Annotated in this window: 21 protein-coding genes; 14 read left to right on the top strand and 7 right to left on the bottom strand. The window is 59.5% G+C overall.

The window, feature by feature from the left end; genetic code table 11:
- Positions 1-482: 482 nt before the first annotated feature.
- The 3 genes from N5C91_RS15330 to N5C91_RS15320 are packed head-to-tail and all read right to left on the bottom strand — an operon-like array spanning position 483 to position 4,337.
- The gene (locus N5C91_RS15330) at positions 483-2,174 is read right to left on the bottom strand and encodes a ThiF family adenylyltransferase (RefSeq protein WP_279830328.1); all 1,692 of its coding nucleotides are present in this window, start codon (positions 2,172-2,174) and stop codon (positions 483-485) included.
- The gene (locus N5C91_RS15325) at positions 2,175-3,221 is read right to left on the bottom strand and encodes a cyclic GMP-AMP synthase DncV-like nucleotidyltransferase (RefSeq protein ID WP_279830326.1); all 1,047 of its coding nucleotides are present in this window, start codon (positions 3,219-3,221) and stop codon (positions 2,175-2,177) included.
- 12 nt (positions 3,222-3,233) lie between these two features.
- Positions 3,234-4,337 (bottom strand): patatin-like phospholipase family protein, encoded by a 1,104-nt coding sequence (locus tag N5C91_RS15320; RefSeq protein ID WP_279830324.1) that lies wholly within the window; start codon positions 4,335-4,337, stop codon positions 3,234-3,236.
- Positions 4,338-4,582: 245 nt separating this feature from the next.
- Here N5C91_RS15320 and N5C91_RS15315 point away from each other — a divergent pair, with 245 nt between their 5' ends.
- The 6 genes from N5C91_RS15315 to N5C91_RS15290 all read left to right on the top strand — a co-directional run bounded on the left by N5C91_RS15315 (position 4,583) and on the right by N5C91_RS15290 (position 8,895).
- Entirely contained in the window at positions 4,583-4,912 is a 330-nt protein-coding gene (locus N5C91_RS15315) for a hypothetical protein (protein WP_023094888.1), read from the top strand.
- A 92-nt stretch (positions 4,913-5,004) separates the two neighbouring features.
- Positions 5,005-5,973 carry a DUF932 domain-containing protein gene (locus tag N5C91_RS15310; RefSeq protein ID WP_279830322.1) on the top strand — a complete coding sequence of 323 codons (969 nt, stop codon included), beginning with the start codon at positions 5,005-5,007 and terminating at the stop codon, positions 5,971-5,973.
- Positions 5,974-6,126: 153 nt separating this feature from the next.
- The gene (locus N5C91_RS15305) at positions 6,127-6,528 is read left to right on the top strand and encodes a hypothetical protein (protein WP_279830320.1); all 402 of its coding nucleotides are present in this window, start codon (positions 6,127-6,129) and stop codon (positions 6,526-6,528) included.
- A gap of 131 nt (positions 6,529-6,659) precedes the next feature.
- Positions 6,660-7,664 carry a lambda-exonuclease family protein gene (locus N5C91_RS15300; protein ID WP_279830318.1) on the top strand — a complete coding sequence of 335 codons (1,005 nt, stop codon included), beginning with the start codon at positions 6,660-6,662 and terminating at the stop codon, positions 7,662-7,664.
- Positions 7,665-7,741: 77 nt separating this feature from the next.
- The gene (locus tag N5C91_RS15295; RefSeq protein WP_279830316.1) at positions 7,742-8,662 is read left to right on the top strand and encodes a hydrolase or metal-binding protein; all 921 of its coding nucleotides are present in this window, start codon (positions 7,742-7,744) and stop codon (positions 8,660-8,662) included.
- Between the two features lie 44 nt (positions 8,663-8,706).
- Positions 8,707-8,895, top strand: coding sequence for a hypothetical protein (locus tag N5C91_RS15290; RefSeq protein WP_279830314.1), 189 nt, complete (start codon positions 8,707-8,709; stop codon positions 8,893-8,895).
- 142 nt (positions 8,896-9,037) lie between these two features.
- Here the strand turns inward: N5C91_RS15290 and N5C91_RS15285 are convergent, their stop codons facing one another.
- Positions 9,038-9,382, bottom strand: coding sequence for a helix-turn-helix transcriptional regulator (locus N5C91_RS15285; protein WP_155664719.1), 345 nt, complete (start codon positions 9,380-9,382; stop codon positions 9,038-9,040).
- A gap of 289 nt (positions 9,383-9,671) precedes the next feature.
- Between N5C91_RS15285 and N5C91_RS15280 the strand changes: the two genes are divergently transcribed.
- From N5C91_RS15280 to N5C91_RS15260, 5 genes are all read left to right on the top strand, one after another.
- Positions 9,672-10,079 carry a hypothetical protein gene (locus tag N5C91_RS15280; RefSeq protein ID WP_279830312.1) on the top strand — a complete coding sequence of 136 codons (408 nt, stop codon included), beginning with the start codon at positions 9,672-9,674 and terminating at the stop codon, positions 10,077-10,079.
- Positions 10,080-10,108: 29 nt separating this feature from the next.
- A complete protein-coding gene (locus N5C91_RS15275; protein WP_279830310.1) occupies positions 10,109-10,468 on the top strand; it encodes a hypothetical protein in 360 nt (119 codons plus the stop codon).
- A gap of 9 nt (positions 10,469-10,477) precedes the next feature.
- Positions 10,478-10,741, top strand: a complete 264-nt coding sequence (locus tag N5C91_RS15270) for a hypothetical protein (protein WP_279830308.1) — start codon at positions 10,478-10,480, stop codon at positions 10,739-10,741.
- A 208-nt stretch (positions 10,742-10,949) separates the two neighbouring features.
- Positions 10,950-13,511, top strand: a complete 2,562-nt coding sequence (locus N5C91_RS15265) for an autotransporter outer membrane beta-barrel domain-containing protein (protein ID WP_279830307.1) — start codon at positions 10,950-10,952, stop codon at positions 13,509-13,511.
- A complete protein-coding gene (locus tag N5C91_RS15260) occupies positions 13,511-14,365 on the top strand; it encodes an alpha/beta hydrolase (protein ID WP_279830306.1) in 855 nt (284 codons plus the stop codon). The genes N5C91_RS15265 and N5C91_RS15260 overlap by 1 nt, the downstream gene beginning before the upstream one ends.
- Before the next feature lie 147 nt (positions 14,366-14,512).
- On the opposite strand, the gene N5C91_RS15255 is transcribed toward N5C91_RS15260, so the two are convergent.
- The 3 genes from N5C91_RS15255 to N5C91_RS15245 all read right to left on the bottom strand — a co-directional run bounded on the left by N5C91_RS15255 (position 14,513) and on the right by N5C91_RS15245 (position 17,225).
- A complete protein-coding gene (locus N5C91_RS15255) occupies positions 14,513-15,022 on the bottom strand; it encodes a flavin reductase family protein (protein ID WP_279830305.1) in 510 nt (169 codons plus the stop codon).
- 160 nt (positions 15,023-15,182) lie between these two features.
- Complete coding sequence (locus tag N5C91_RS15250) at positions 15,183-16,211, bottom strand: methionine synthase (RefSeq protein ID WP_279830304.1); 1,029 nt, start codon at positions 16,209-16,211, stop codon at positions 15,183-15,185.
- Between the two features lie 27 nt (positions 16,212-16,238).
- Complete coding sequence (locus N5C91_RS15245; RefSeq protein WP_279830303.1) at positions 16,239-17,225, bottom strand: DUF1852 domain-containing protein; 987 nt, start codon at positions 17,223-17,225, stop codon at positions 16,239-16,241.
- 578 nt (positions 17,226-17,803) lie between these two features.
- Here N5C91_RS15245 and N5C91_RS15240 point away from each other — a divergent pair.
- From N5C91_RS15240 to N5C91_RS15230, 3 genes are all read left to right on the top strand, one after another.
- Positions 17,804-18,097: a transposase gene (locus N5C91_RS15240; RefSeq protein ID WP_279830302.1), complete on the top strand. Its 294-nt coding sequence runs from the start codon at positions 17,804-17,806 to the stop codon at positions 18,095-18,097.
- Positions 18,094-18,960 (top strand): IS3 family transposase, encoded by an 867-nt coding sequence (locus tag N5C91_RS15235; protein ID WP_279830301.1) that lies wholly within the window; start codon positions 18,094-18,096, stop codon positions 18,958-18,960. The genes N5C91_RS15240 and N5C91_RS15235 overlap by 4 nt, the downstream gene beginning before the upstream one ends.
- 307 nt (positions 18,961-19,267) lie before the next feature.
- Positions 19,268-20,632, top strand: a complete 1,365-nt coding sequence (locus N5C91_RS15230) for a chloride channel protein (RefSeq protein ID WP_279830300.1) — start codon at positions 19,268-19,270, stop codon at positions 20,630-20,632.
- Positions 20,633-20,657 lie beyond the last annotated feature (25 nt).

Here is a 20,657-nt window from a genome sequence, read left to right as displayed (position 1 = left end):
GTGGATAACGCGAGTAAGCGACACTGTCCATAACCCAAGCCCGGCACATCCCTTGGAACGGCCAACAATTAGCATCAACAGGGCATCGGTATTCAGCTTGGAGCCCGAGAGAATCTTGCGCATGGCAGCATCATCTAGATTGGACGCACCGGGTCGATCTTCGGCGTGCGTGTGCCACTCCCCCAGGTAGATCAGCCCCCTCTCACTTTGCTGTTCAATTGCCCGCTGAGCTGCTGCGGGATCAGACCGGTAGCGGTATCGACTACGTTCATCTCCAGGATATGGCCCCGAGGCAGCAAGGACATGCACCCTATCTGGCAAAATAGTCCCGAATAGCTGTCCGCCAGCCTCCTTTGCCCACATTGCAGCCTGGCGATGGCTGCGGACATGGTCGAGCACCACGGGGGTTATCAAGATATCTTGACCCACGCCCTCTAATCGCCCCAGAACACCACCAGCAGCACCATCCTCTCGAAGCCCACTCACCACGCGTACTCTTGAACAGTATTGGCCTTGTCGAAAGCCGCTCTGAGCGTGCCCCCTAGGGGCTCTACACGCTCCCGGCTTCCCATCCAGACTCTTCGGCAGGAGTTCGGGACTCGCCCCAGTAAAGCGTCCAAGGCCAGCCCTGCAGCCATACCAATTGTAGGATGCAGATCCACAGCACCATGCGGCTGGAAAACATTCCCACATCCTGCCTCGACGACGATCGCCCCCGATTCATCCGGCCAGTCAGTGAGCCGAAAAGACGGGCGTTCATCAACGTCGAATTGAGACATTAGCCTTTCAGGACCGTATAGCAACACAGCATGCCCAGCCATCGCGTAGGCCTCCGCCCAGGCACTCAAGTATGCAGGGGGACAGGGCAGTGAAGCGCGCCACGCATCGAGAGCCGCCTCGCCCTCCAAATCGAGACCTGCGGCAATGATCAGATCCGCATCTGCGATTCTGGCTAAGTGCTGAACTGGAAGCCGCTCAAAGCGAGATGGATACGCGTGGTCGAATGTCAAATGAGGAAACTTGCGAGCCAAAGCCCTGGCGAGTCCTGTCACCTTGTCAACACGCAGGCTATCTACTCCAAGAAAATGGCGAGACGCATTGGCCGAGTGAATCTCATCACCATCCACAAATATCAGCTCACCCACCCCCGCCTGGGCAAGAAGATTGGCAACGGCCGATCCAATAGCGCCGCACCCCACCACCACCACCCGCCGGCGGTTGAGCTCAAGGAAGTCCGAAGAATGGTCCCGGCCATGTATCCAGGGTCCGTCCACTCTATTAACCACGACACGTTCGATGGCACGCCCCTTGAACCACCCTCTGATGCGGTCACCCGGCACATGTGTGATGTTACGAAACCCTCTTGTGAGAGCATCTATAGCCCCGCTCTTGTAGATAACGGCCACAAAGGCGGGCCCAGTCGGAGTATGAGCCTCAAGAATGAACAACGGTCTGCGCCCGGGCACCAAGCTTCGCCTCAGCACGTCATCCGTGAGCTCTTGTACCAAGTCCCCCCCTGAGCGTGGGAATTGTGCGGGAGTCAATGGACGGGACAGTTTCAGGAGGGTCGCAGGCAGAATGTCCTTGTCACCAGCATTTACCCCGCAATTGCGGAGCCAGTCCTTGAGCTGCGTCTTATCGTCAGCAACCACGCACTTCCCCGCACGATAATCAAAGTACTGATAGATCGTTCGGGCCTCCCCGCCCGGCTTAAGCAAACTCAGGATCTGTGGGCTGCTACTAGCGCTGACTGCCTGCTGCGCCCAATACGCCAAAAACTCCCTTTCGAACTCTGCCTGACACTCGGTTGCCGAGTAGGTAAGCAGCTCTAAGGCATCAGCAAGGTGCACCCCAATGCGATCAGCCACATCAGCAAACAGGGAGGTCGGACGCAGGCACAATAGGCCGAAGCGCTCCACATGTGGCCACCGAAAATCGCTGCCAGCACCTGGCGCAAACACCCGCGGTTGTGAGTTGGGGAAAGCAGCGTCAATAACGAAGAGCAAGTGGTCCACACCGGCAATGCTCACCTCTCCCGCCTGCAAATCAACCCGCCACCCTGAACGAAACGCCCACAGGAAATCGGCCGAAAGCTCCTGGGCAGTCAGGCGACGCCATGTATCCGGCCTGCACTCCTGCAGGCCGCGCTCGACGAGATCAAATGGAGACGCCACTCAGCCGAACCTACCACCGCCGTCATTGCGACGAGCAGTCTCAACCGAAGTCACCGATAGCGCTGCGTTTGAGGCTTTCGACCGCCCCTCGTCGCCGTCATCAGGTTGGTCCGTGAAGAACGACGTATCGAATACCTCATCCCACGCCTCTCGTGCCTCCTTACGAGCGCAGTCATGCTTGTCCAATACCTTGAGAGTATCTAGTGCCTCCCCCAAGCAATCCCTGAAGAACTCGACCGGACCATCGCCGGCCTCAGCAATGTTGCTCGTCACTACAGGGTGCTTAATTTCGGTCGACCACAGCAGCTTGCTGTGAATCTTCTTCCAGGTCTCCCTGAGCGACACGTCATCACGTTCAGCTTTGCTGACGAAGTGGTCGACGACCAGCTTGGTAATCGCGATGCCGCTGGTGGTTTTGGATTTCCACTTGGCCCTGCGTGCGAATTTCTTGCTGAGCTTCGTCACCCGGCGCATTTGGCTGCCGTCCGCCTCACCGGCATTGAGCTCGCCAACCAAACCGTTGAACCACCGAGTTACTGCTCGCGCATCCGACTCAACCCACTCATCACCGCTGGCCAACTCAAAGCGCTCCTCCTCCTTTCCGAAGAGGTTCGTGGCCTTCACGATACGATAAACCGGCACATCAATGTGATAACCCTCGGCGTATACCTGCCGCACACAATTTCTTTTGACTGTTGCCTCTTGCTTGAATCGACCATCCCACTTCAAGGCATTGCAGACACGTTGGCGGGCAGCCTTGGGAGCTAGAGGCTCTCCGTCGTCATCAGTCAAATCTTCCGAGCGAAAGTAAGCCCCATCATCGATGTCATAGTCGTTGTCATTATCCTGAACCATCGTTCGCATCTGGTAGGAGCCTTGTGACCGAATCTCTTTGGGCTGCGGCTTCTCGGCAGTATCCAGCCCATTTTTCAGACGCGTCCGCCCTGCATCCCGCCGCTTACGCATGTCACCCTGCTGCGCGCTGGATAGCGTGACCTTCTCACGATGAAAGTTGGTCATCTCGCCGTGGCAATCGATGTCGGCCATTTTTATCTCCGGTCAGCTGTTGGCGGAATGTGGCGTGGCTGCTGCAATTGCAGCCTGGAAAGCTTGCATATGAGGATCACGGGCACATGCCGCCCAGGCGTAGTCCACATCAGAGATCGCCTGTCGGGCAAGCGCGTTCAGCACTTTCGGTCTGGCATCGTCCATGTTCGCCAAGTAATTTCTCAACTCGTTCGATGGACATTGGGCCGGTAGACGGAAAGCAAAGCTTCCATCGCCTCGAAGCTGAGCCATCTTGTTCGCCAGGTAGTCGTAGCCCACAGCTTGAGCATTCAGGCTGGCTTCCATGGCCTTAATGCCGAACATCCAACCGAAGGCGTTCCGATTCAAGGAACCTGAGCTGACCTCCTCTCCACCCTGAGAGGGAAGAGTCCCCAGCATGAACAAATGGATAGGGCGTGCCTCTTTTCGATCACTCAGAATCTCAACAGCCTCCATCATTCCGAGCATTCCTGGGTTGTTTGCCCAAAGACCTCCATCAACATATGTGGCCGGGGTAGCTCCGGCGCCTCCCGGCTCTTCGAGCATGGCCATGGAGCGAAGAATCGGCGCGGCAGTAGTAGCCATGCAGATATCAACAAGCTTGCGTGTATTGTCTCGACCATTGAGGCGGGAAAGATGCTGCGTCTTGAAGACCACTGCAGCATGACGATTGAGATCGACCGTTGGGATCGCCAGCGCAATGCCGCGGCCTCGATAAACGCTGTCCACCGTGCGCTCACCGAGCGTCTCCTCCAACGCGGAGCGAAGAGCATCATTGCCCTTCTTCAGGCCGAGCCCTAGAAGCCTGATTGCGTAGCCAGGCAGCGTCTTAGCGCGGAGCCACTGATAGGGGAATATTCTGGGTCCGTTTTCATAGTACAAAGACTGGACCCGCTGTAACGGGACACCAGCAACTAAGGCGCAAGCTACTATGCCACCAGTGCTGGTCCCGACGATGAGGTCGAATGCACTGCCGACATCCAACAAATTACCCACCGTGTCAGCTCGGTTCCGAAGCCGATCCGCGTAGGTTGCAAGGTAGGCAGCTTGGTAAACCCCTCGCATGCCCCCACCATCTAGACATAAAACCCTGAAAGGCTTTTGTTCCTCTTCCATGGTGTCTCCCCCTGATAGCCTTTTGCCCTAGATGGGGTTGTACAGCTGCCATTCAAGTACTTTTCTTCAGTATTTTTGTGCCGCTGCTTGCCCTACAGGGAGCAGCTACTCACCGCTGCCTACTTTCAACCAGTTCCTGCTGATTGTGCCAACAGCTGAAAAATCGGCCATTGAGACCAATACGATTCGAAAAAATCTCAGCCCTACATGACTGCAATGACATCAGCACCAAGGAGGTTAGCCCCATGTCATTGCAGTGCCCTCGCTGTCACTCCCCCAAAGTCGCTTCCTTCCATCACGCCATGAAAGTCGGCGCCGCCATCGGCACCGTGGGTGGTGTTGCGCGCGGCGTCAGCGCTGCCCTGGCAGGTGGCCAGGCTGGCGCAGCTATCGGCGCATTCGCCGGCCCTGTCGGTATCACCCTCGGCTCCGTGTCGGGCGCCATCCTCGGCGGCCTGGCCGGCGGCGTAGGTGGTTGCGCACTCGGTGCTCAGCTGGGTGAGTCGCTCGACCGCCACGTCCTGGCCCACAACCTCTGCCTGCTCTGCGGTCATCGCTTCAATCTGCCGGCCTGATCGCCCCCACACCCTTCTCATTTCAATCGTCCGGTCGGTGCTGCGCCGTGCGCAGCGCTTTATGCCGGCTTACATCCAAAGGAATCACTCTCATGGCACATCTCGTCGAAACCATGGCCTACGCTGGCGCTACCCCGTGGCATGGCTTGGGCAATCAGCTCACTCAGAAACAGCCCATCGAAGTCTGGCAACGCGAAGCCGGCATGGACTGGCAAATCCAGGAAAGCCCGGTGCATTTCAAATCGGACGCCGTCGGCCACCTGGGCGCGATCCATTCGTTCCCCGAGCAAAAGGTGCTCTTCCGCTCAGACACCAAGGCACCGCTCTCGGTGGTCTCGCAGCGCTACCACACCGTGCAGCCAAGGGAAGTGCTCGAGTTTTACCGAGACCTCACCGAAGTCTCCGGCTACGAGCTGGAAACCGCTGGCGTGCTCAAGGGCGGGCGCAAGTTCTGGGCACTGGCGCGTACCGGGCAGGGTGCTGCGCTCAAGGGCAGCGACCAGGTCAACGGCTATCTGCTGTTGGCGACGTCCTGCGACGGCACCCTGGCCACCACGGCAACGCCGACCACCGTGCGGGTGGTCTGCAACAACACCCTGACCATCGCACTGGACGGCACCAGCCGCGCGATCAAGGTGCCGCACAACACCCGCTTCGATCCGAAAGCGGTGAAGAAGCAGCTCGGCATTGCCGTCTCCCAGTGGGACGACTTCATGTACCGCATGCGTGCGCTGGCTGAACGCAAGGTGCTGTGGCATGAGGCCCTGGGCTTCTTTATGTCCGTGATGTGCGAAACCACGCCGACCGCCGCATTGCCGGAGGTACTGCCCAACGAACGTGCCCTGCGCAAAGTCCAAGAGCTGTACGAAGGCCGTGGCCGGGGCAGTCAGCTGGACTCGGCACGTGGCACCGCCTGGGGCCTGCTCAACGCCGTGACCGAGTACGTCGACCACGAACGCCGGGCGCGCAGCAACGAGTACCGCATGGACTCGGCCTGGTTCGGCCAGGGGGCAGTGATCAAGCAACGCGCCCTGGATGCGGCCCTGCAGCTGGTGGCCTGACGGCAATTCCCGCTTCTCGTTATCCCTCTTCGCCCACAGGCTCTGCAGCTAGAGCAGTTGTTCGCAGGTACCGCGGCGTTGGGCGTTCTCTTCCACCCGCCGGGGTTCCGCTCCTGTGGAGTGGGCTCCGGTGTTTCATTGGAGGCCTCTCTCATGGGCTGGCTGTTCTCATCCCGTACCCGGGCAGAGCTGATTCGGGTGCTGACTCAACCTGAAGACCAGGCTCGCGCCCACGTTCGCGTCATCGCCCACACCCTGCGCGGCAACGTGCTGTGGTCGGTCGCCGAAATCACGGCGAAAACCGAAGGCGTTCACCTAGAACTCGCTCCCGGCGAGTCCATGCGCTACATCCGCTGTGATCTGCTGCAACGCAGTGGCGGCACGTGGGGCTACAAAGCCATGGATGAGTCCATGGCGCCGTACTACTACAGCTGTCCGCTGCGCTATCTCGACCTGGCCAAGGAACTCTCGCCCGCCTGGCGCGAGAAGGTTCGTGCCCATCATGCACAGCGACGGCAGTCGCCGACCGCTACAGCCGGTGCTGTAGCCCGGTAAGTGGGGGAGAACCCAGCGCCGCCTGGATGCGTTCCTTCCGTTGATGGCCTGACAGCCATTGCCCACTTCACTCCCCCGATGCCCGGCCGGCTTTGCCGGCCGGGCATTTTTATGTCCGGAGAAAAATCCCCATGACTCATGCCCATTCCACGCCCAACAGGGCACGGCAGCGCCCTGCCCTGCGCCTGGTTGGCACCAAGGACCTGTCTCGCGATGACTGGTTGGCCGTACGCAAGCACGGCATCGGCAGTTCGGACGCCGCTGCCGCGGTCGGCCTCAACCCCTACAAGTCGCAGCTGGAGCTGTGGCTGGAAAAGACCGGCCGCGATGCCGGACTGCCCAAGAGCGATCCCAACGACGAGGACAGCCCGACCTACTGGGGCAACATCCTCGAACCCATTGTCGCCAACCACTACGCCCGGCGTACCGGCAACCGGGTGCGGCGGATCAATGCCGTGCTGCAGCATCCCGATCCGAAGCTGGACTGGATGCTCGCCAATATCGACCGCGAGGTGATCGGCGCCCAGGACGTACAGATCCTCGAATGCAAGACCGCCGGTATCAACGGCGCACGCCTGTGGAAGGACGGTGTTCCGGTCTATGTACAACTGCAGGTAATGCACCAGTTGGCGGTCACCGGAAAGCAGGCGGCCGACGTAGCCGTGCTGCTCGGTGGCCAGCACCTGGAGATCCACCGCATTGAGCGTGATGACGAGCTCATCGCCCGCTTGATCGAGCTGGAGCGCGACTTCTGGGCCTACGTGCAACGCGATACGCCACCGCCGGCGGATGGTTCCGAGTCGGCAGAGCAAGCCCTGCGCTGCCTGTACCCGGAGGACCGCGGTCACATCCTGGACTTCACCCAGGATCTGCCGTTGTCGGCTGCCTTCGACGAGTTGCAGGCCGTCCGCGCCAGCCTGGAGATTCAGGGCAAGCGCGAGGCTGAACTGAAGCAACAACTGCAGCAGGCCATGGGCGATGCCAGCCGGGCCCTATTCGCCAACGGTACGGTGTCCTGGCGCAAGGCCAAGGACAGCGTGGTGCTCGATGTCTCGCGGCTGCTCAAGGAAAAGCCCTACCTGTTGGCGCGCTATCCCACCACAAAGGTCGGCAGCCGGCGCTTCCTGATTACCTGATTTCGATTCCCCCTTGATCACCCCGGCGTATCCCTGTGCCGGGGTGGTCTTTTTTATTCATCCACTGGAGAACCACCATGCTCAAAGGCTTGGCCATTACCCCGCCGGTGCTCGGGCGGATTTCCATCGGCAAGGTCGTCGAGAAGAACGGCAAGCGTCTGCCGGAGAAGGACGATCAATTCACCCTCACCTCGCAGGTCCAGCTCCGCGATGGCTGGCTGGCCCATCCCCTGGACGAGGAGCTACGTAAAGCCCAGGGCGGCAAGATCCGCAGCATTCCGATCCGCCTGTTGTTCAACGCGCCGGAGCTGAACTTCCGTGCCGAGTACTGTCTGTTCGATCGGCAGTCCGGGCGGCCGCTATGTGTCGGCAACGGCGAAACCTGCAAGCGTCGTAGCCAGGACGGCATCACCTCGCTGCCCTGCCCTTCGCCGGATGGCTGTCCGTTGGCCAAGGGCGGTGCCTGCAAGCCCTATGGTCGCCTCAATGTCGCCATCTGCGATGAGGATCCGCTGGGCAGCTTCGTGTTCCGCACCACCGGCTTCAACAGCATCCGCACCCTGGCAGCGCGGCTGCAGTACCTGCAGGCGATCTCGGGCAACCGCCTGGCGTGTCTGCCGCTGGAGCTGCGCCTGCGCGGCAAGTCCACCCGACAGAGCCACGGCTCACCGATCTTCTACGTCGACATCACGGTGCGCAGTGGCCTGTCGATGGAGGAAGCATTGCTGCAGGCCCGGGAGCTCGACGAGGCACGCCAAGCCTCCGGCTTCGACCAAGTGGCACTGGATGCCACTGCGCGGCTGGGCTTTGCCAATGGTGCCTTCGAGGACAACGACGAGGAGACCGGGGCCATCACCGAAGAGTTCTTCCCGGAGCCGGCTCCTGAATCGCCGCCTTCGACCGCGCTAGTAGCGGAACCGCCCACCACACCGAAACCCACCCTGTCGACGCTGCTGAAAGCACGTTCCGAAGCCCGGGCCCAACACGCCGCGGACTGATCCGCGGCATCACCCATCACTCAATCTACGAGGAGGATCGCGCCATGAACCTGGTGCGCTTCATTGGTTTGCTGTTCGTGTTCGTCGGCGTGCTAGCCAGCTGTGCAGTGGCCGTTGCGCTGCTGGTGCTCATGCTGCGCTTTTGGCCGCTGCTCATCATCTTTGGGCTAGCTCTACTGGTACTTCAGCGCGTCATTCGCTCGATTGACGCTCGCCTTAGTCGGCATACCTAAAACGGATCAACAGGACCCAAGGGCTCTTGAACATCCCATTTGAGGATCAGAGGACTCAAACAAGATTAGCGATCAAGCGTCGCGGGCAGCATGAAGACTGGCGAAATGGAGAGGACACGCGCCGATCCATAGCAGAAGCACATTAAGACCGGAGCCTGTCAGCCAAGCGCTCCACTATCTCCATCACCAACTGACGATCCTCTGGAGCCAACGGGGCAAGCAAGTCATGGATCCGTGCCGATTGCTCAGTTGTCCGTGGACTCATCTCCGTCAATAGCTCCGCCAAATCGCATTCGAAAATGCTCGCGAACTCGATTAGGCGCTCGATGTTGGGCTTTCGAAGTCCGCGCTCAATTCGTGAGACCGCTTCATTTCCAATCCCTAACCGAACGCCCACCTCTTCTTGCGTCAGTCCCATTCGTATCCGGTGCTTGGCAATCGCCTTACCAGTGAGCACCGCTAGACGCTTCAAGTCGTTATTGGCCATGAACCCTCCATTCAGCCTGAATGGTTGGCTAACACCCCAATTGACATGAAGAGCCAGAAAAACCGAATATCAACCAACTTGGCCTACAACCAACTCATAGGAGCCTGTAATGCAGGACGCAAAGACCACTATCGAAAGTCCTCTGCTCAACGGAGAGGTAAGGGAGCGTAAAGGCGCCATCGACCAGCAACGAACAACCGTTCTCATCCAACCAGGACGGCAAACCGATGGATCTCATCGTATCTGGCGGAAAGGTGTAGTTCTGCTGTCCGGTCTTGCCATCAACGCCATGGCCACCTGTACCGCACAAGCCGGCACCTACGAATGGACCGCCAGCTACACCCAAGGCGTCGAGGAACACCTGGTCGACGACGGCAACGGCAACCAGTTGAACATCACCTGCCCAGACGATGGAGAAAGCGCGGTCTCCGCCTACGCCACTATCGCCGGCAAGCAGTACTCCTCTGAACATGACGGCTTCGACGTCATCGTCGATGGCACCACCTTCAGCAATCCCTTCTACACCGACTGCGAAGCCTGCAGTGCCAGCTTCCCGGGCTTCTGGGCTGCGCTGCGCAAGGCCAACTCCCTGCAGCTCAGCGTCGGCGGCCAGACGGTGAAGCTCCCAACCCAGAACCTTCCCCAGGTTCTCCAACCCCTGACCAGCAAGAAGAACCTCTGCCGCTCCGGCTGGTAACCCTTCCCACACGACATAGAGACAACACCATGGAACAAGAACACGAATCGACGGACGAGCTGGATGGCCTGCCCGTCAGTCCAGAGGTGATCGGCTGGGGCGTCGCGTCGCTCGTCCTCACCATCATCTTTCTTACCTTCAACACCTCAGCAATGGTGCTGGGCGCCAGCTTCATGCTGAAGCTGCTGGCCGGCCTCGTTGGCCTGATCGCAGGCTGGATCGGCGCCCTGCTCGGCAACGCCATTCGCAAGTTTGCTCAACCCGATGCGATCTACACCAACGGCGGCGCGCTTCACCTGATCTGGTTGAAAGTGTTCTGGCTGATAGGCCCGCAAATCATTGGCCTGATTGTCGGGATCGGCCTCGGCTGCTCCTTGATATTGCGATAAGGACGACAAATGAAGAGCAAGTTCTATCTGGTGCTGGGCCTGCTGGTTCTGGCGGGCTGTTCGGATGACAAGTCCAAGCTACGCGGACAGTTTCTCTCAGGCTGCGTGCAAGGTGGCTCTCCCAAGTCAGTTTGCACATGCGTCTACGACAAGCTGGAAAAGACCTACTCGACCGAGCAGTTGAAGCAGATTCAGGCAGGGCGAAGCCCGCTGGTATCGAACTTCATGCAGGACAGCATCACGTATGCAAAGGCCTGTATAGCGGAGCAGTGACAGCAACCGTGCCGCTCCCGATCACCTCGGAACCGTGAGCACCAACTAACAAGCATCACGCCCCGAACATAACCAACCCCGCACACGGCCATAACTGGCCGTGTGCGGGGCAGGGGTTCTTTTGTTTTTTGAAAACCCAGGAGCTGTCCGTCGAGACACATCCCAGAAGAGCAAAGCACCACAGCCACACACTCAAGGACCTGAACCCATGACCCCGATGTACCGCAAAACCCTGCTCGCCCTGGCGATTTCCGCCAGTGCCCTGCCCCTCGCCGCCCACGCCCTGACGTTGACCAACAGCGGCCTGGATAGCGAAGGCAACACCTACACCGACAGCACCGAAGTCACCGGTGCCTTCACTGGCAGCGACCAGCCCCTTCGTTTCTACAGCGACACCTTCAACCACGACCTGGTGCTCAACGCCCAGGTGCAAGCCACGGGCGATGACCTCAACGGCGTCGACCTGTCCTACGCCGGCGACGAGGACACTCCCTCGCCCATCGGCGCGCCAACCGAGGTGTTCGGCAACCTGCAGAACAAAGGCAGCATTTCGGTGAGCGGCGCGGGCGTCACCGGCCTGCTGATCGATCCGGCCATCATCCACGGCAACCTGGTCAATGAAGGCACCCTGCAGGTGGCCGGCGGTGTCCTCGAGGGCGATGGTATCCGTGGCCTCAAGTTCGCCGGTCAGTCGGTGTTGCAGGGCGACCTGGGCAATGCCGCCAGCGGCAAGATCCTCGCCGATGGCGAAGAAGCCACGGGCATTCAGCTCAAGGGCGGCACCATCGCTGGCAAGCTGATCAACGATGGTCTTATCCAGGTCAGCGGCGCCGGCTCGACGGCAATCCTCGCCACCTATGACGATGACAACGGTGGTCCGGATCGGGTGGACCTCGGCGGGATCGAGAACCATGGCAGCATCCTGGCCAGCGGCGATGATGCAACCGCGCTACGTCTCGATGGCGTGAGCTTTGCCAATGCGCCGGTGCAGATACTCAACACCGGCAGCATCCAGGCTGACGATGCCGCCATCGAGGTGGGGGCCTTCGACATCGACGGTGCGAATGCCAGCAATACCCTGGTCATCCAGAACAGCGGCAATTTGATTTCCCAAGACGAAGCCATCGATGCCTCCCAGGCCAGTGGCGGCGTGCACCTGGTGTGGAATGCCGGCAGCATCACCGGCAACCTGATCGACCTGTCCAACATCGAAGTGAACGGCGACGTGACCTTTAGCGGCACCGACGCCAGCATCGATGGCGCGAACATCCGCCTGAAGGACGGCGGTTGGCTGGATGTCGGCAGCGATGCGGGCAACACGCCGGCACACTTGGAATTCGCTCAGCCGCACACCACCATTCAGGGCAACCTGGATGTGGCCGGCAACTCCTCGCTGGGACTCAACCTGAGCACGGCCACGGATCCGAGCAAGGCCGTGGTCGCGGTATCCGGTACCGCGGAATTCGCCAAGGGCTCGCAGATCCAGCTGGCGACCCAGGGCAGCGACTTCAAGGCCCAGGGCACAACCTACACCTTGGTCCAAGCCGGCACCCTGCAGGATGACGGCGTCAGCGTGACCAGCCGTTCGGCCCTGCTGAACGTCGACACCGTCAGCAGTGGCGACAACCAGATCCTGGCCAAGGTCAGCACCAAGGGCCAGGACGAAGTCGGTGAGGTAATCGGTCAGATTGGCGGTTCAGCCAACGCCCAACGTGCAGGCGCGGCCTTCAGCCAGGTGGTGACCGGTCTGGCGCAGAGCAATCCCAACGATCCGGTGTTCCAGGCTTACGTGAATGCCTCGCAGGATCCGGCAGCGCTGAAGAAGCTGACGGAGCAGCTCGCCCCCGAGGTGAACGGTGGTGCGACCCAGGCGGCCACCAGTGGGCAGACGCTAGTGAGCAACGTCACCGGCAATCGCACCAGCAGCCTGCGCGGTGCGTCCTCGGGTGATGTCCTGCAGAACACCGGCATCTGGGCCCAGGCGTTGTACAGCGATGCCAACCAAGACCTGCGTGATGGCGTGGCTGGTTTCAACGCCTACAGCCGCGGCATCGCCATTGGCGCCGATGGCAAGCTCACCGACCAGTTGACCCTGGGCGTGGCCTACAGCTTCCTGCACTCCAGTGTGAACAGCGACAGCGGCAATACCACCGATGTGGATAGCAATGCCCTCACCCTGTACAGCGGCTTCGAACAGGACAACTACTTCGTCGATGCCAACCTGAGCTATGGCCTCAACGACAACGAGAGCAAGCGCCGTATCGCCGGCACCACGGCCAAGGGTGACTACGACAGCCAGGTCCTGGGGGCCAACGTGGTGGGTGGCTACACCTACCACCTGAACCAGCAGGTCCTGATCGAGCCGCGCCTGGCTGCACGCTATGCCCGCGTCGATATCGATGGCTACCATGAGAAGGGTTCGTCGGCGGCGCTCAAGGTGGATAGCCAGCGCTACGAGGTAGCGGAGCTCGGTGCTGGTGTGCGTGTGGCCGGTGATTTCCAGGTCGGTAACGGCAGCCTGCAGCCGCAGGTCAAGCTGATGGCCTACCATGACTTCGCCGCGGACGAAGCCCAGAGCACCTCGACCTTTACGCTGGGTGGCACGCCCTTCGTGAGCCAAGGTGCCAAGGCAGTCCGCAACAGCTACGAAGCCGGTGTCGGTGCGGACTACCATCTGGGTGCGGTCACGGTTGGTGTCAGCTACGACTACACCGGCAAGACCGACTTCAACGCCGACACCTTCACGGCCAAGGTCCGTTACGACTTCTGATGAGCAACCTCCTTTCCGGCCCACGCACGTGGGCCGGTTTTCTTCGAACCCTATTGGCGCTGCTGGTGGGCGTCCTGCTCGCCGGCTGCCAGTCGCCACGCGAAGCGCTGCAGCAATTGGCGGATGAGCATGGGCGACAACTGGAGATACTGCAGGGGCAGCCGTTCCCGTTGGCAATGCTTCCACCGCAGAGCGCCACGAAAGTCACTCGCCTGCGCGTCTACCTGGAAGGCGATGGTCATGCCTGGGCCACCGCCACGCAACCTAGTCTGGATCCGACTCCGCACAACCTATTGGTGGCGCGGCTGGCCGTGGACGACCCGATGCCAAATGCCTACCTGGCGCGGCCCTGCCAGTTCGTGATGACACAGACCTGCGAACCTGCCCTCTGGACTGATCGGCGCTTTTCCCAGGAAGTGGTCACCAGTCTCGGTCAGGCGCTGGATCAGTTGAAGCAGCGCTATGGCAATCGAGAATTCGAGCTGGTGGGATATTCCGGTGGAGCATCGCTGGCGCTGTTGTTGGCCGCTCAGCGGGATGATGTTGCTCAGGTTCAAACTCTGGCGGGCAACCTCAGCCCGCGGCTTTGGGCAGAACTGAAAGGGCTCTCGCCCCTCAGCGGTTCGCTGGATCCGTTGGACTATCGAGATCAGCTGGCAGCGATACCACAGCGACATCTAGTGGGAGACACAGACGACGTGGTCCCCGCATCGCTGGCTAAGGCCTACCTGGAACAGCTAGGTCCATACGCCTGCAGTCAGGCTGTAATCTCGCCTGCGATAGATCACGAGCAAGGCTGGGAGAGCGCCTGGAAAACATGGCGGGATCTGCCACTGGACTGCAGAAGCGAATAAGTGCAGTGCAGAGTGGACCATTCTATCTATGCTCGACAAAGTTCGAACCACAGATAAACATGCGAGAACTAACTGCCACTGCCTGAACTCACCGCCCTGCCCTTGTGCATAACGCGCCCCTCAAGAAGAGGCAGCGGAGGTAAACGCTCAAACTGCACTATGGGCGGCAAGGTTGCAGTACTGCCCTTTAAAATACAGCAATGGCTGAGTGGCAGCAGCTTCTTGTAAATTCAACGCTTTCACTTCACCAATCACGATCAGGTGATCACCTGCAGCGTGTTCGGCGTGAACTTCGCAATCAAGCCAGTGTAGGCTGCCGACAATAAGTGGATTACCTAGTGGCGATTCCTGCCATTCAACTCCGTGCCACTTGTCTGCGCCTTGCCGAGCGAACTGGTTGGAAATCTTGACCTGCTCGCCTGACAGGATATTGACTGCGAATCGACCGGCCTGACGGATTTTTGGATAGCTGTACGAATTGGACTTTACGCTGAATGACACCAGCGGCGGGCTCATCGACACGCTATAGAACGACTGGCAAGTGAAGCCAATCGGCTCGTCGTCAATGTGAGATGTAATCACCGTGATACCGGATGCATAGTGCCCGAGCGCTTCCCGGAAACTGAATGGCTCGATCGCAGTGCTTGGAATTGACATGGTGGATCCTGAATGTTGGGCGCAGCGTGAACTCTCAAGCAAGTTCAGAAATTGCAGTGCGTTGGAAGGTGCGCGCGGCATATTTCAACAAAGTCAGGGGGCTGGTGTTCAGCCCCCTGAAATGTCTATCGTCTCAGTGTCAGAGCAAAGCTGCTGCGAATTAAGCGGAGAGTTCCCGTCGAACGATTTCTGCGCCAGCACTCAAAGCATTAAGCTTGGCTCTTGCTACTCGACGGGACAGAGGCGCCATGCCGCAGTTGGTGCAGGGGCAGAGCTTGTCTGCGTCGACGAATTGAAGTGCTTTTCGCAGCGTGCTGGCGACTTCCTCTGGCGTCTCGATGATATCGGTTGCCACGTCAATGGCCCCCACCATCACTTTCTTGCCTCGAATGAGCTCTATGAGTTCCATGGGAACACGAGAGTTCTGGCACTCCAGCGAAACGATATCGATATTGGATTTCTGCAGCTTGGGGAAGATCTCTTCATACTGTCTCCACTCCGAGCCAAGCGTCTTTTTCCAATCGGTGTTGGCCTTGATCCCATAGCCGTAGCAGATATGTACTGCGGTTTCGCACTTCAGTCCATCGATTGCCCTTTCCAGCGTGGCGATTCCCCAGTCATTGACCTCGTCAAAGAACACGTTGAATGCAGGTTCATCAAACTGGATGATATCAACGCCGGCAGCTTCCAGTTCCTTCGCCTCCTCGTTGAGGATCTTGGCAAATTCCCAGGCCAGCTTTTCACGGCTTTTGTAATGGGCATCGTAGAGCGTATCGATCATGGTCATCGGGCCAGGCAGGGCCCATTTGATCGGTTGGCTGGTTTGCTGACGGAGGAATTTGGCGTCCTCGACAAACACCGGCTTCTTGCGAGCCACGGCGCCTGCAACCGTGGGGACGCTCGCATCGTAGCGATCACGAATCCGGACGGTCTTGCGGTTCTCGAAGTCCACGCCGTCGAGGTGCTCGATGAATGTAGTGACGAAGTGCTGGCGTGTTTGCTCACCATCGCTGACGATGTCGATGCCCGCTTGCTGCTGCTCCTGCAGAGACAGACGCAAGGCATCCTGTTTGCCATCGCTCAACTCTTCGTCTTGCAGTTTCCAGGGCGACCAGAGTGTTTCGGGCTGGGCCAGCCAGGAGGGCTTGGGGAGACTGCCTGCGGTCGAGGTGGGAAGGATTTTTTTCATAATAAGTATCTTGCACGCCTGGTTCAATTAAAGGGTGTAATTAGCAGACCACTCATCAAGAATGGCTTTATGCGGCTTGATGAACTGCTCTTCGGCAAACTTCCCTTGCTGAATAGCCAGTCGACTGCGCTCCTCTCGATCGTAAACAATTCGAGTGACGGAGTGATCCTGATTCTTCAGATTCGGCTGGTAGCAGTTTCCTGCTACAGCGTTGGCGTTATAGATCTCGGGCCGGTAGATCTTCTGGAAAGTTTCCATCGTGCTGATAGTGCCGATAAGCTCAAGGTTGGTGTAGTCGTTGAGTAAATCGCCAAAGAAGTAGAAGGCCAAAGGTGCAACACTGTTGACCGGCATGAAGTAACGGACCTGCAACCCCATTTTCTTGAAGTAGCCCTCAGTCAAGGACGAGTCACTTGGCTGGTATTCAAAGCCCAATACCGGGTGCTGATTTTCAGTCCGATGATAGGTTTTATTATCCGAAACACTGAGACAGATGACCGGCAGCTTGGCAAAGCTCTGCTTGTAGGCTTCAGATGTCACGAAGTGCTTAAAAATATTCCCATGCAGGTCGCCAAAGTTTTCCGGGATGCTGAAACCTGGCTTGTCCTTGTTGTACTCCAGCAGCAGTACGCTGAAGTCATAATCTCGCACGTAAGAGGAGAAATTGTTCCCAACAATACCTTCGATAGTTTTGTTGGTTTTTTTGTCAAGAATACTTGCTTTCAGTATTTCAATTGCCGGAAAACTACCAGAACCACCTTCGGTCGCGACATTCATCTCGACGGAAACAATTTCAAGCTGGACGGAATAACGGTCCCCAGTGGGATTATCCCAATTCGCCAGCGCATTGAAGCGGTTGTCAATCATCCGCAAGGCATTGCGCAGGTTCTCTTGGCGGCTCTCGCCTCTAGCCAAGTTGGCGAAGTTGGTAGTAGCACGGGTGCTTTCTGCGGGATGATAGTTTTCATCGAAAACAATGCTACTGATCTTAAAGGAGAAATCGTTATTCGTCACAGTCTTGAATCCTGGGCTTGGTGCAACGCCTGAGTTTGTCTCGTACTTTCGGTGTCTTGAAAAACTTTCTTCGAGATTTTTCAGGCAGTAGCTGTGCTGTCTGATATTGAGAGAATTTTATGCCCAAGGGGGACTGTGAAAAAGTTAGATATTCTCACGGGATCATTAGCCAGGCTCATGTTCAGAGGTATGGCTGGGGCCGGCGTTTTAGGTACGCCCCTGATTCCTCAGGGTTCACGGAGTCTCTCCGGCCGAGGATTCAATGGCAAAGGACACGCTCCCTGAAGGTCAATCGGCCTCGATCAGGCGATGACCTATCGTCCGAGATCCAGTCGTCGATTCAGGGCGACTCCAAGGGCTCGATCTTTGCGACCGAAGTTCCTCACTTGCTAGACACGTCGCTGTCAGCCAAAGAAGGGCGCATTCTCCTGCTGGAGTCAGCGACTCAGCGTTGACCGGCCTTGCGTTGAGCCGCACGCTGCCGATGCACGTCGAGACGGATCAAGGTGTCGGTTGGTCTGTCCCGGGCTGAGTGGACACTGACTTAAGGTGGATAATGTCCACCGCAAGGAGTGTTCATGACCCAGACCAGACGACGTTTTCCCGAATCCTTCAAACGCGAGGCGGTAGACCAGGTGCTTGCCGGCACGCCGCTTCGTCATGTAGCCGAGACGCTCGGCATCGCTGAAAGCCTGCTGGGCAAATGGAAGCGCCAGTGCGAGCAGCAAGGTGACGATGCCTTTCCGGGCAACGGCAAGCAGCGTGGTGAGAGCGCGGAGCTGCGTCGTCTACGCCAGCAACTGGCTCAGGTCACCATGGAGCGCGATGTTTTAAAAAAGGCGCTCGCCATCTTCTCGCAGCCCACGAAGTGAAGTTCCGCGCCATCGAGGCGTTGGCTGGTCGCTATCCCGTAGCGCCAATGTGCCGGCTGCTGCGGGTATCCCGCAGCGGCTTCTATGCCTGGCAGCAGCGGCCACCTTCGGCGAGAGAGATGGCGAATCGGCGTCTGAGCAAGGAGATCCGCACCATCCACCATGAGGTGAATGGGATCTATGGCCATCGCCGAATCAAGGCCGAGTTGGCGGCCATGGGGCATGCGTGTGGTCGACATCGGGTTGCTCGACTGATGCGCGAAGCCGGTCTGCGCGTTCGCTCGCGCAAGCGCTGGCGGCTGGTTTCCAGCAGTCGTCATGCTCTGCCGATTGCCCCGAACCACCTGGATCGCCAGTTCGCCTCGGATCGCGCCAATCGGCACTGGGTCTCGGACATGACCTACGTGCGGACGGCCCAAGGTTGGCTGTATCTGGCAGTCGTACTCGATCTCTATTCACGCGCCGTCGTCGGTTGGGCGATGCACCACCGCATGCAGCAGGCTTTGGTACACGCCGCGCTGGAGATGGCCGTTGCACGTCGACAGCCGAAAGAAGAAGTACTGCTGCACTCGGATCGTGGCAGCCAATACTGCGCGTACGACTACCAGGCCTTGCTTCGGCGACATCGAATCGTGCCCAGCCATTCACGTCCGGGGAACTGCTGGGACAACGCCGCGATGGAGAGCTTCTTCCGTTCGCTGAAGGCTGAGCGGGTGTACCTGACGCGCTATGCCAGTTACCACGAGGCGAAAACCGACCTGTTCGACTACATCCGCTTTTACAATCACCGTCGCCGCCACTCGACGCTGGGCTATCTCAGTCCGGTGGAATTTGAGCGGCGCTATGCGAGCAGCAACTCTTAACTATCTGTCCACCAGTTCCGGGACAGACCAAGCTTTGACATCAAAATAATCTCTCAACCTAAGTGAATGACCTACAGAGCATATCCGACTTAAGGAATGATCCAAAATTACTGCTTCTTTCAGCCATGAGCATCTCCTAGCGTTACGAGCGATCCACAGCACGCTGGCAGACGGCTGAACATAACAGCTTCTACGCAACACTAGCGAGCCAAGCGCAGATCACCTCTTTTCCCCCTCCGATGAAACATAGGCGAATTAACCCAAGATGGCGATAATCAGCCTCCATTCCGCGATCTAGGTTTCGTTGATGCCCGAACAGCCCAGCCCTGCCAACGCAGAACAAGCCTCCCCTGACCACCCCCGGCGCTTCCGACGGCCACGCTGGCTGGAATGGCGACAGCGCCTGGCGTTCTGGGTCGGCGCGCTGCTGGTGGGCCTGGTGGCGCTGGCCTTCGCCTGGCTGGCGGACCAGTCTTTCGCCCTGTTCAAGCGCATGCTCGGCATCGCCCCGTGGCTGCCGCTGCTGGTCACCCCGGCGGGTTTCGCCCTGCTGGCCTGGATCACCCAGCGCTGGTTCGGCGAGGCCAAGGGCAGCGGCATTCCCCAGGTGATCGCCGCGCTGGAGTCGCCCTCGCGGCGCTTCCGTGCCCAGGTACTGGCGCTGCCGGTGGCCGCCGTGCGCATGCTCTTCACCCTGGGCGCGCTGCTGGTGGGCGGCTCGGTGGGCCGCGAAGGGCCCACGGTGCACGTCGGCGCCGCGGTCATCTACGCCTTCGGCCGGCGCCTAGGGCTGCATGGCCGGCGCACCATCGCCGGGCTGATCCTCGCCGGCGGCGCGGCCGGCATCGCCGCGGCCTTCAACACCCCGCTGGCGGGCATCGTGTTCGCCATCGAGGAACTCAGCCGCACCTTCGAGCAGCGCTTCAGCGGCCTGGTGCTGACCGCGGTGCTGATCGGCGGAGCCGTCACTCTCGGCCTGATGGGCCATTACTCCTATTTCGGCGAGATCGGCGGCAGCCTGCCGGCCGGCTGGGGCTGGAGCGAGGTGCCGGCCTGCGCCCTGCTCGGCGGCCTGCTGGGCGGGCTCTACGTCAAGCTGGTGCTGCCCACCCAGGCCGGCTGGCTGGGCCGCATGTTTCGCCTGCGCGAGCGCTTCCCGGTACGTTTCGCCGCCGCCTGCGGCCTGTTACTGGCGCTGCTGGGGCTGGCCTCGGGCAACCACGTGTTCGGCACTGGCTACGAGGAAACCCGCGCTCTGCTCGAAGGCCACCCGATGACCGACCAGGGCTTCGTGCTGTGGAAGTTCCTGGCCAACGTGGTGTCCTACCTCTCCGGCATCCCCGGCGGCCTGTTCTCGCCCTCGCTGAGCATAGGCGCGGCCTTCGCCCCGCTGCTGGCGCCGCTGCCCGACGTCAACCCGCAGACCTCCGCGCTGCTGGGCATGGGCGCCTACCTCGCCGGCGTGACCCGCTCGCCGCTGACCGCCTCGGTGATCGTCCTGGAACTCTCCCACAGCCCCGACCTCGTCATCCCCATGCTGGCCGCCACGGTCATGGCCGCCAGCATTTCCGGCTGGATCGCCCCGGTCTCGCTATACCACGCCCTGGCCCGGCAGGTACTGGACAAGATCGCACCGAACAGACCTGATCTCAGCGCAGTCAAGCGCTCTTAGACTTTCGGCCGAAAAACCGAGCAAG

The sequence above is a fragment of the Pseudomonas sp. GD03903 genome, from assembly GCF_029840045.1.
GTDB lineage: Bacteria > Pseudomonadota > Gammaproteobacteria > Pseudomonadales > Pseudomonadaceae > Pseudomonas > Pseudomonas pseudonitroreducens.
Note: the sequence above shows the minus strand (reverse complement) of the source record. Positions and strands in the feature narration are given on the sequence as shown.

What these genes read in the sequence shown, in the direction of transcription:
- N5C91_RS15240 (WP_279830302.1), top strand. Translation starts at nt 17,804, where the DNA reads ATGACCCAGACCAGACGACGTTTTCCCGAATCCTTCAAACGCGAGGCG.
- N5C91_RS15265 (WP_279830307.1), top strand. Translation starts at nt 10,950, where the DNA reads ATGACCCCGATGTACCGCAAAACCCTGCTCGCCCTGGCGATTTCCGCC.
- N5C91_RS15305 (WP_279830320.1), top strand. Translation starts at nt 6,127, where the DNA reads ATGGGCTGGCTGTTCTCATCCCGTACCCGGGCAGAGCTGATTCGGGTG.
- N5C91_RS15230 (WP_279830300.1), top strand. Translation starts at nt 19,268, where the DNA reads ATGCCCGAACAGCCCAGCCCTGCCAACGCAGAACAAGCCTCCCCTGAC.
- N5C91_RS15255 (WP_279830305.1), bottom strand. Translation starts at nt 15,022, where the DNA reads ATGTCAATTCCAAGCACTGCGATCGAGCCATTCAGTTTCCGGGAAGCG.
- N5C91_RS15275 (WP_279830310.1), top strand. Translation starts at nt 10,109, where the DNA reads ATGGAACAAGAACACGAATCGACGGACGAGCTGGATGGCCTGCCCGTC.
- N5C91_RS15325 (WP_279830326.1), bottom strand. Translation starts at nt 3,221, where the DNA reads ATGGCCGACATCGATTGCCACGGCGAGATGACCAACTTTCATCGTGAG.
- N5C91_RS15260 (WP_279830306.1), top strand. Translation starts at nt 13,511, where the DNA reads ATGAGCAACCTCCTTTCCGGCCCACGCACGTGGGCCGGTTTTCTTCGA.
- N5C91_RS15285 (WP_155664719.1), bottom strand. Translation starts at nt 9,382, where the DNA reads ATGGCCAATAACGACTTGAAGCGTCTAGCGGTGCTCACTGGTAAGGCG.
- N5C91_RS15270 (WP_279830308.1), top strand. Translation starts at nt 10,478, where the DNA reads ATGAAGAGCAAGTTCTATCTGGTGCTGGGCCTGCTGGTTCTGGCGGGC.
- N5C91_RS15300 (WP_279830318.1), top strand. Translation starts at nt 6,660, where the DNA reads ATGACTCATGCCCATTCCACGCCCAACAGGGCACGGCAGCGCCCTGCC.
- N5C91_RS15315 (WP_023094888.1), top strand. Translation starts at nt 4,583, where the DNA reads ATGTCATTGCAGTGCCCTCGCTGTCACTCCCCCAAAGTCGCTTCCTTC.
- N5C91_RS15280 (WP_279830312.1), top strand. Translation starts at nt 9,672, where the DNA reads ATGGCCACCTGTACCGCACAAGCCGGCACCTACGAATGGACCGCCAGC.
- N5C91_RS15290 (WP_279830314.1), top strand. Translation starts at nt 8,707, where the DNA reads ATGAACCTGGTGCGCTTCATTGGTTTGCTGTTCGTGTTCGTCGGCGTG.
- N5C91_RS15250 (WP_279830304.1), bottom strand. Translation starts at nt 16,211, where the DNA reads ATGAAAAAAATCCTTCCCACCTCGACCGCAGGCAGTCTCCCCAAGCCC.
- N5C91_RS15320 (WP_279830324.1), bottom strand. Translation starts at nt 4,337, where the DNA reads ATGGAAGAGGAACAAAAGCCTTTCAGGGTTTTATGTCTAGATGGTGGG.
- N5C91_RS15295 (WP_279830316.1), top strand. Translation starts at nt 7,742, where the DNA reads ATGCTCAAAGGCTTGGCCATTACCCCGCCGGTGCTCGGGCGGATTTCC.
- N5C91_RS15310 (WP_279830322.1), top strand. Translation starts at nt 5,005, where the DNA reads ATGGCACATCTCGTCGAAACCATGGCCTACGCTGGCGCTACCCCGTGG.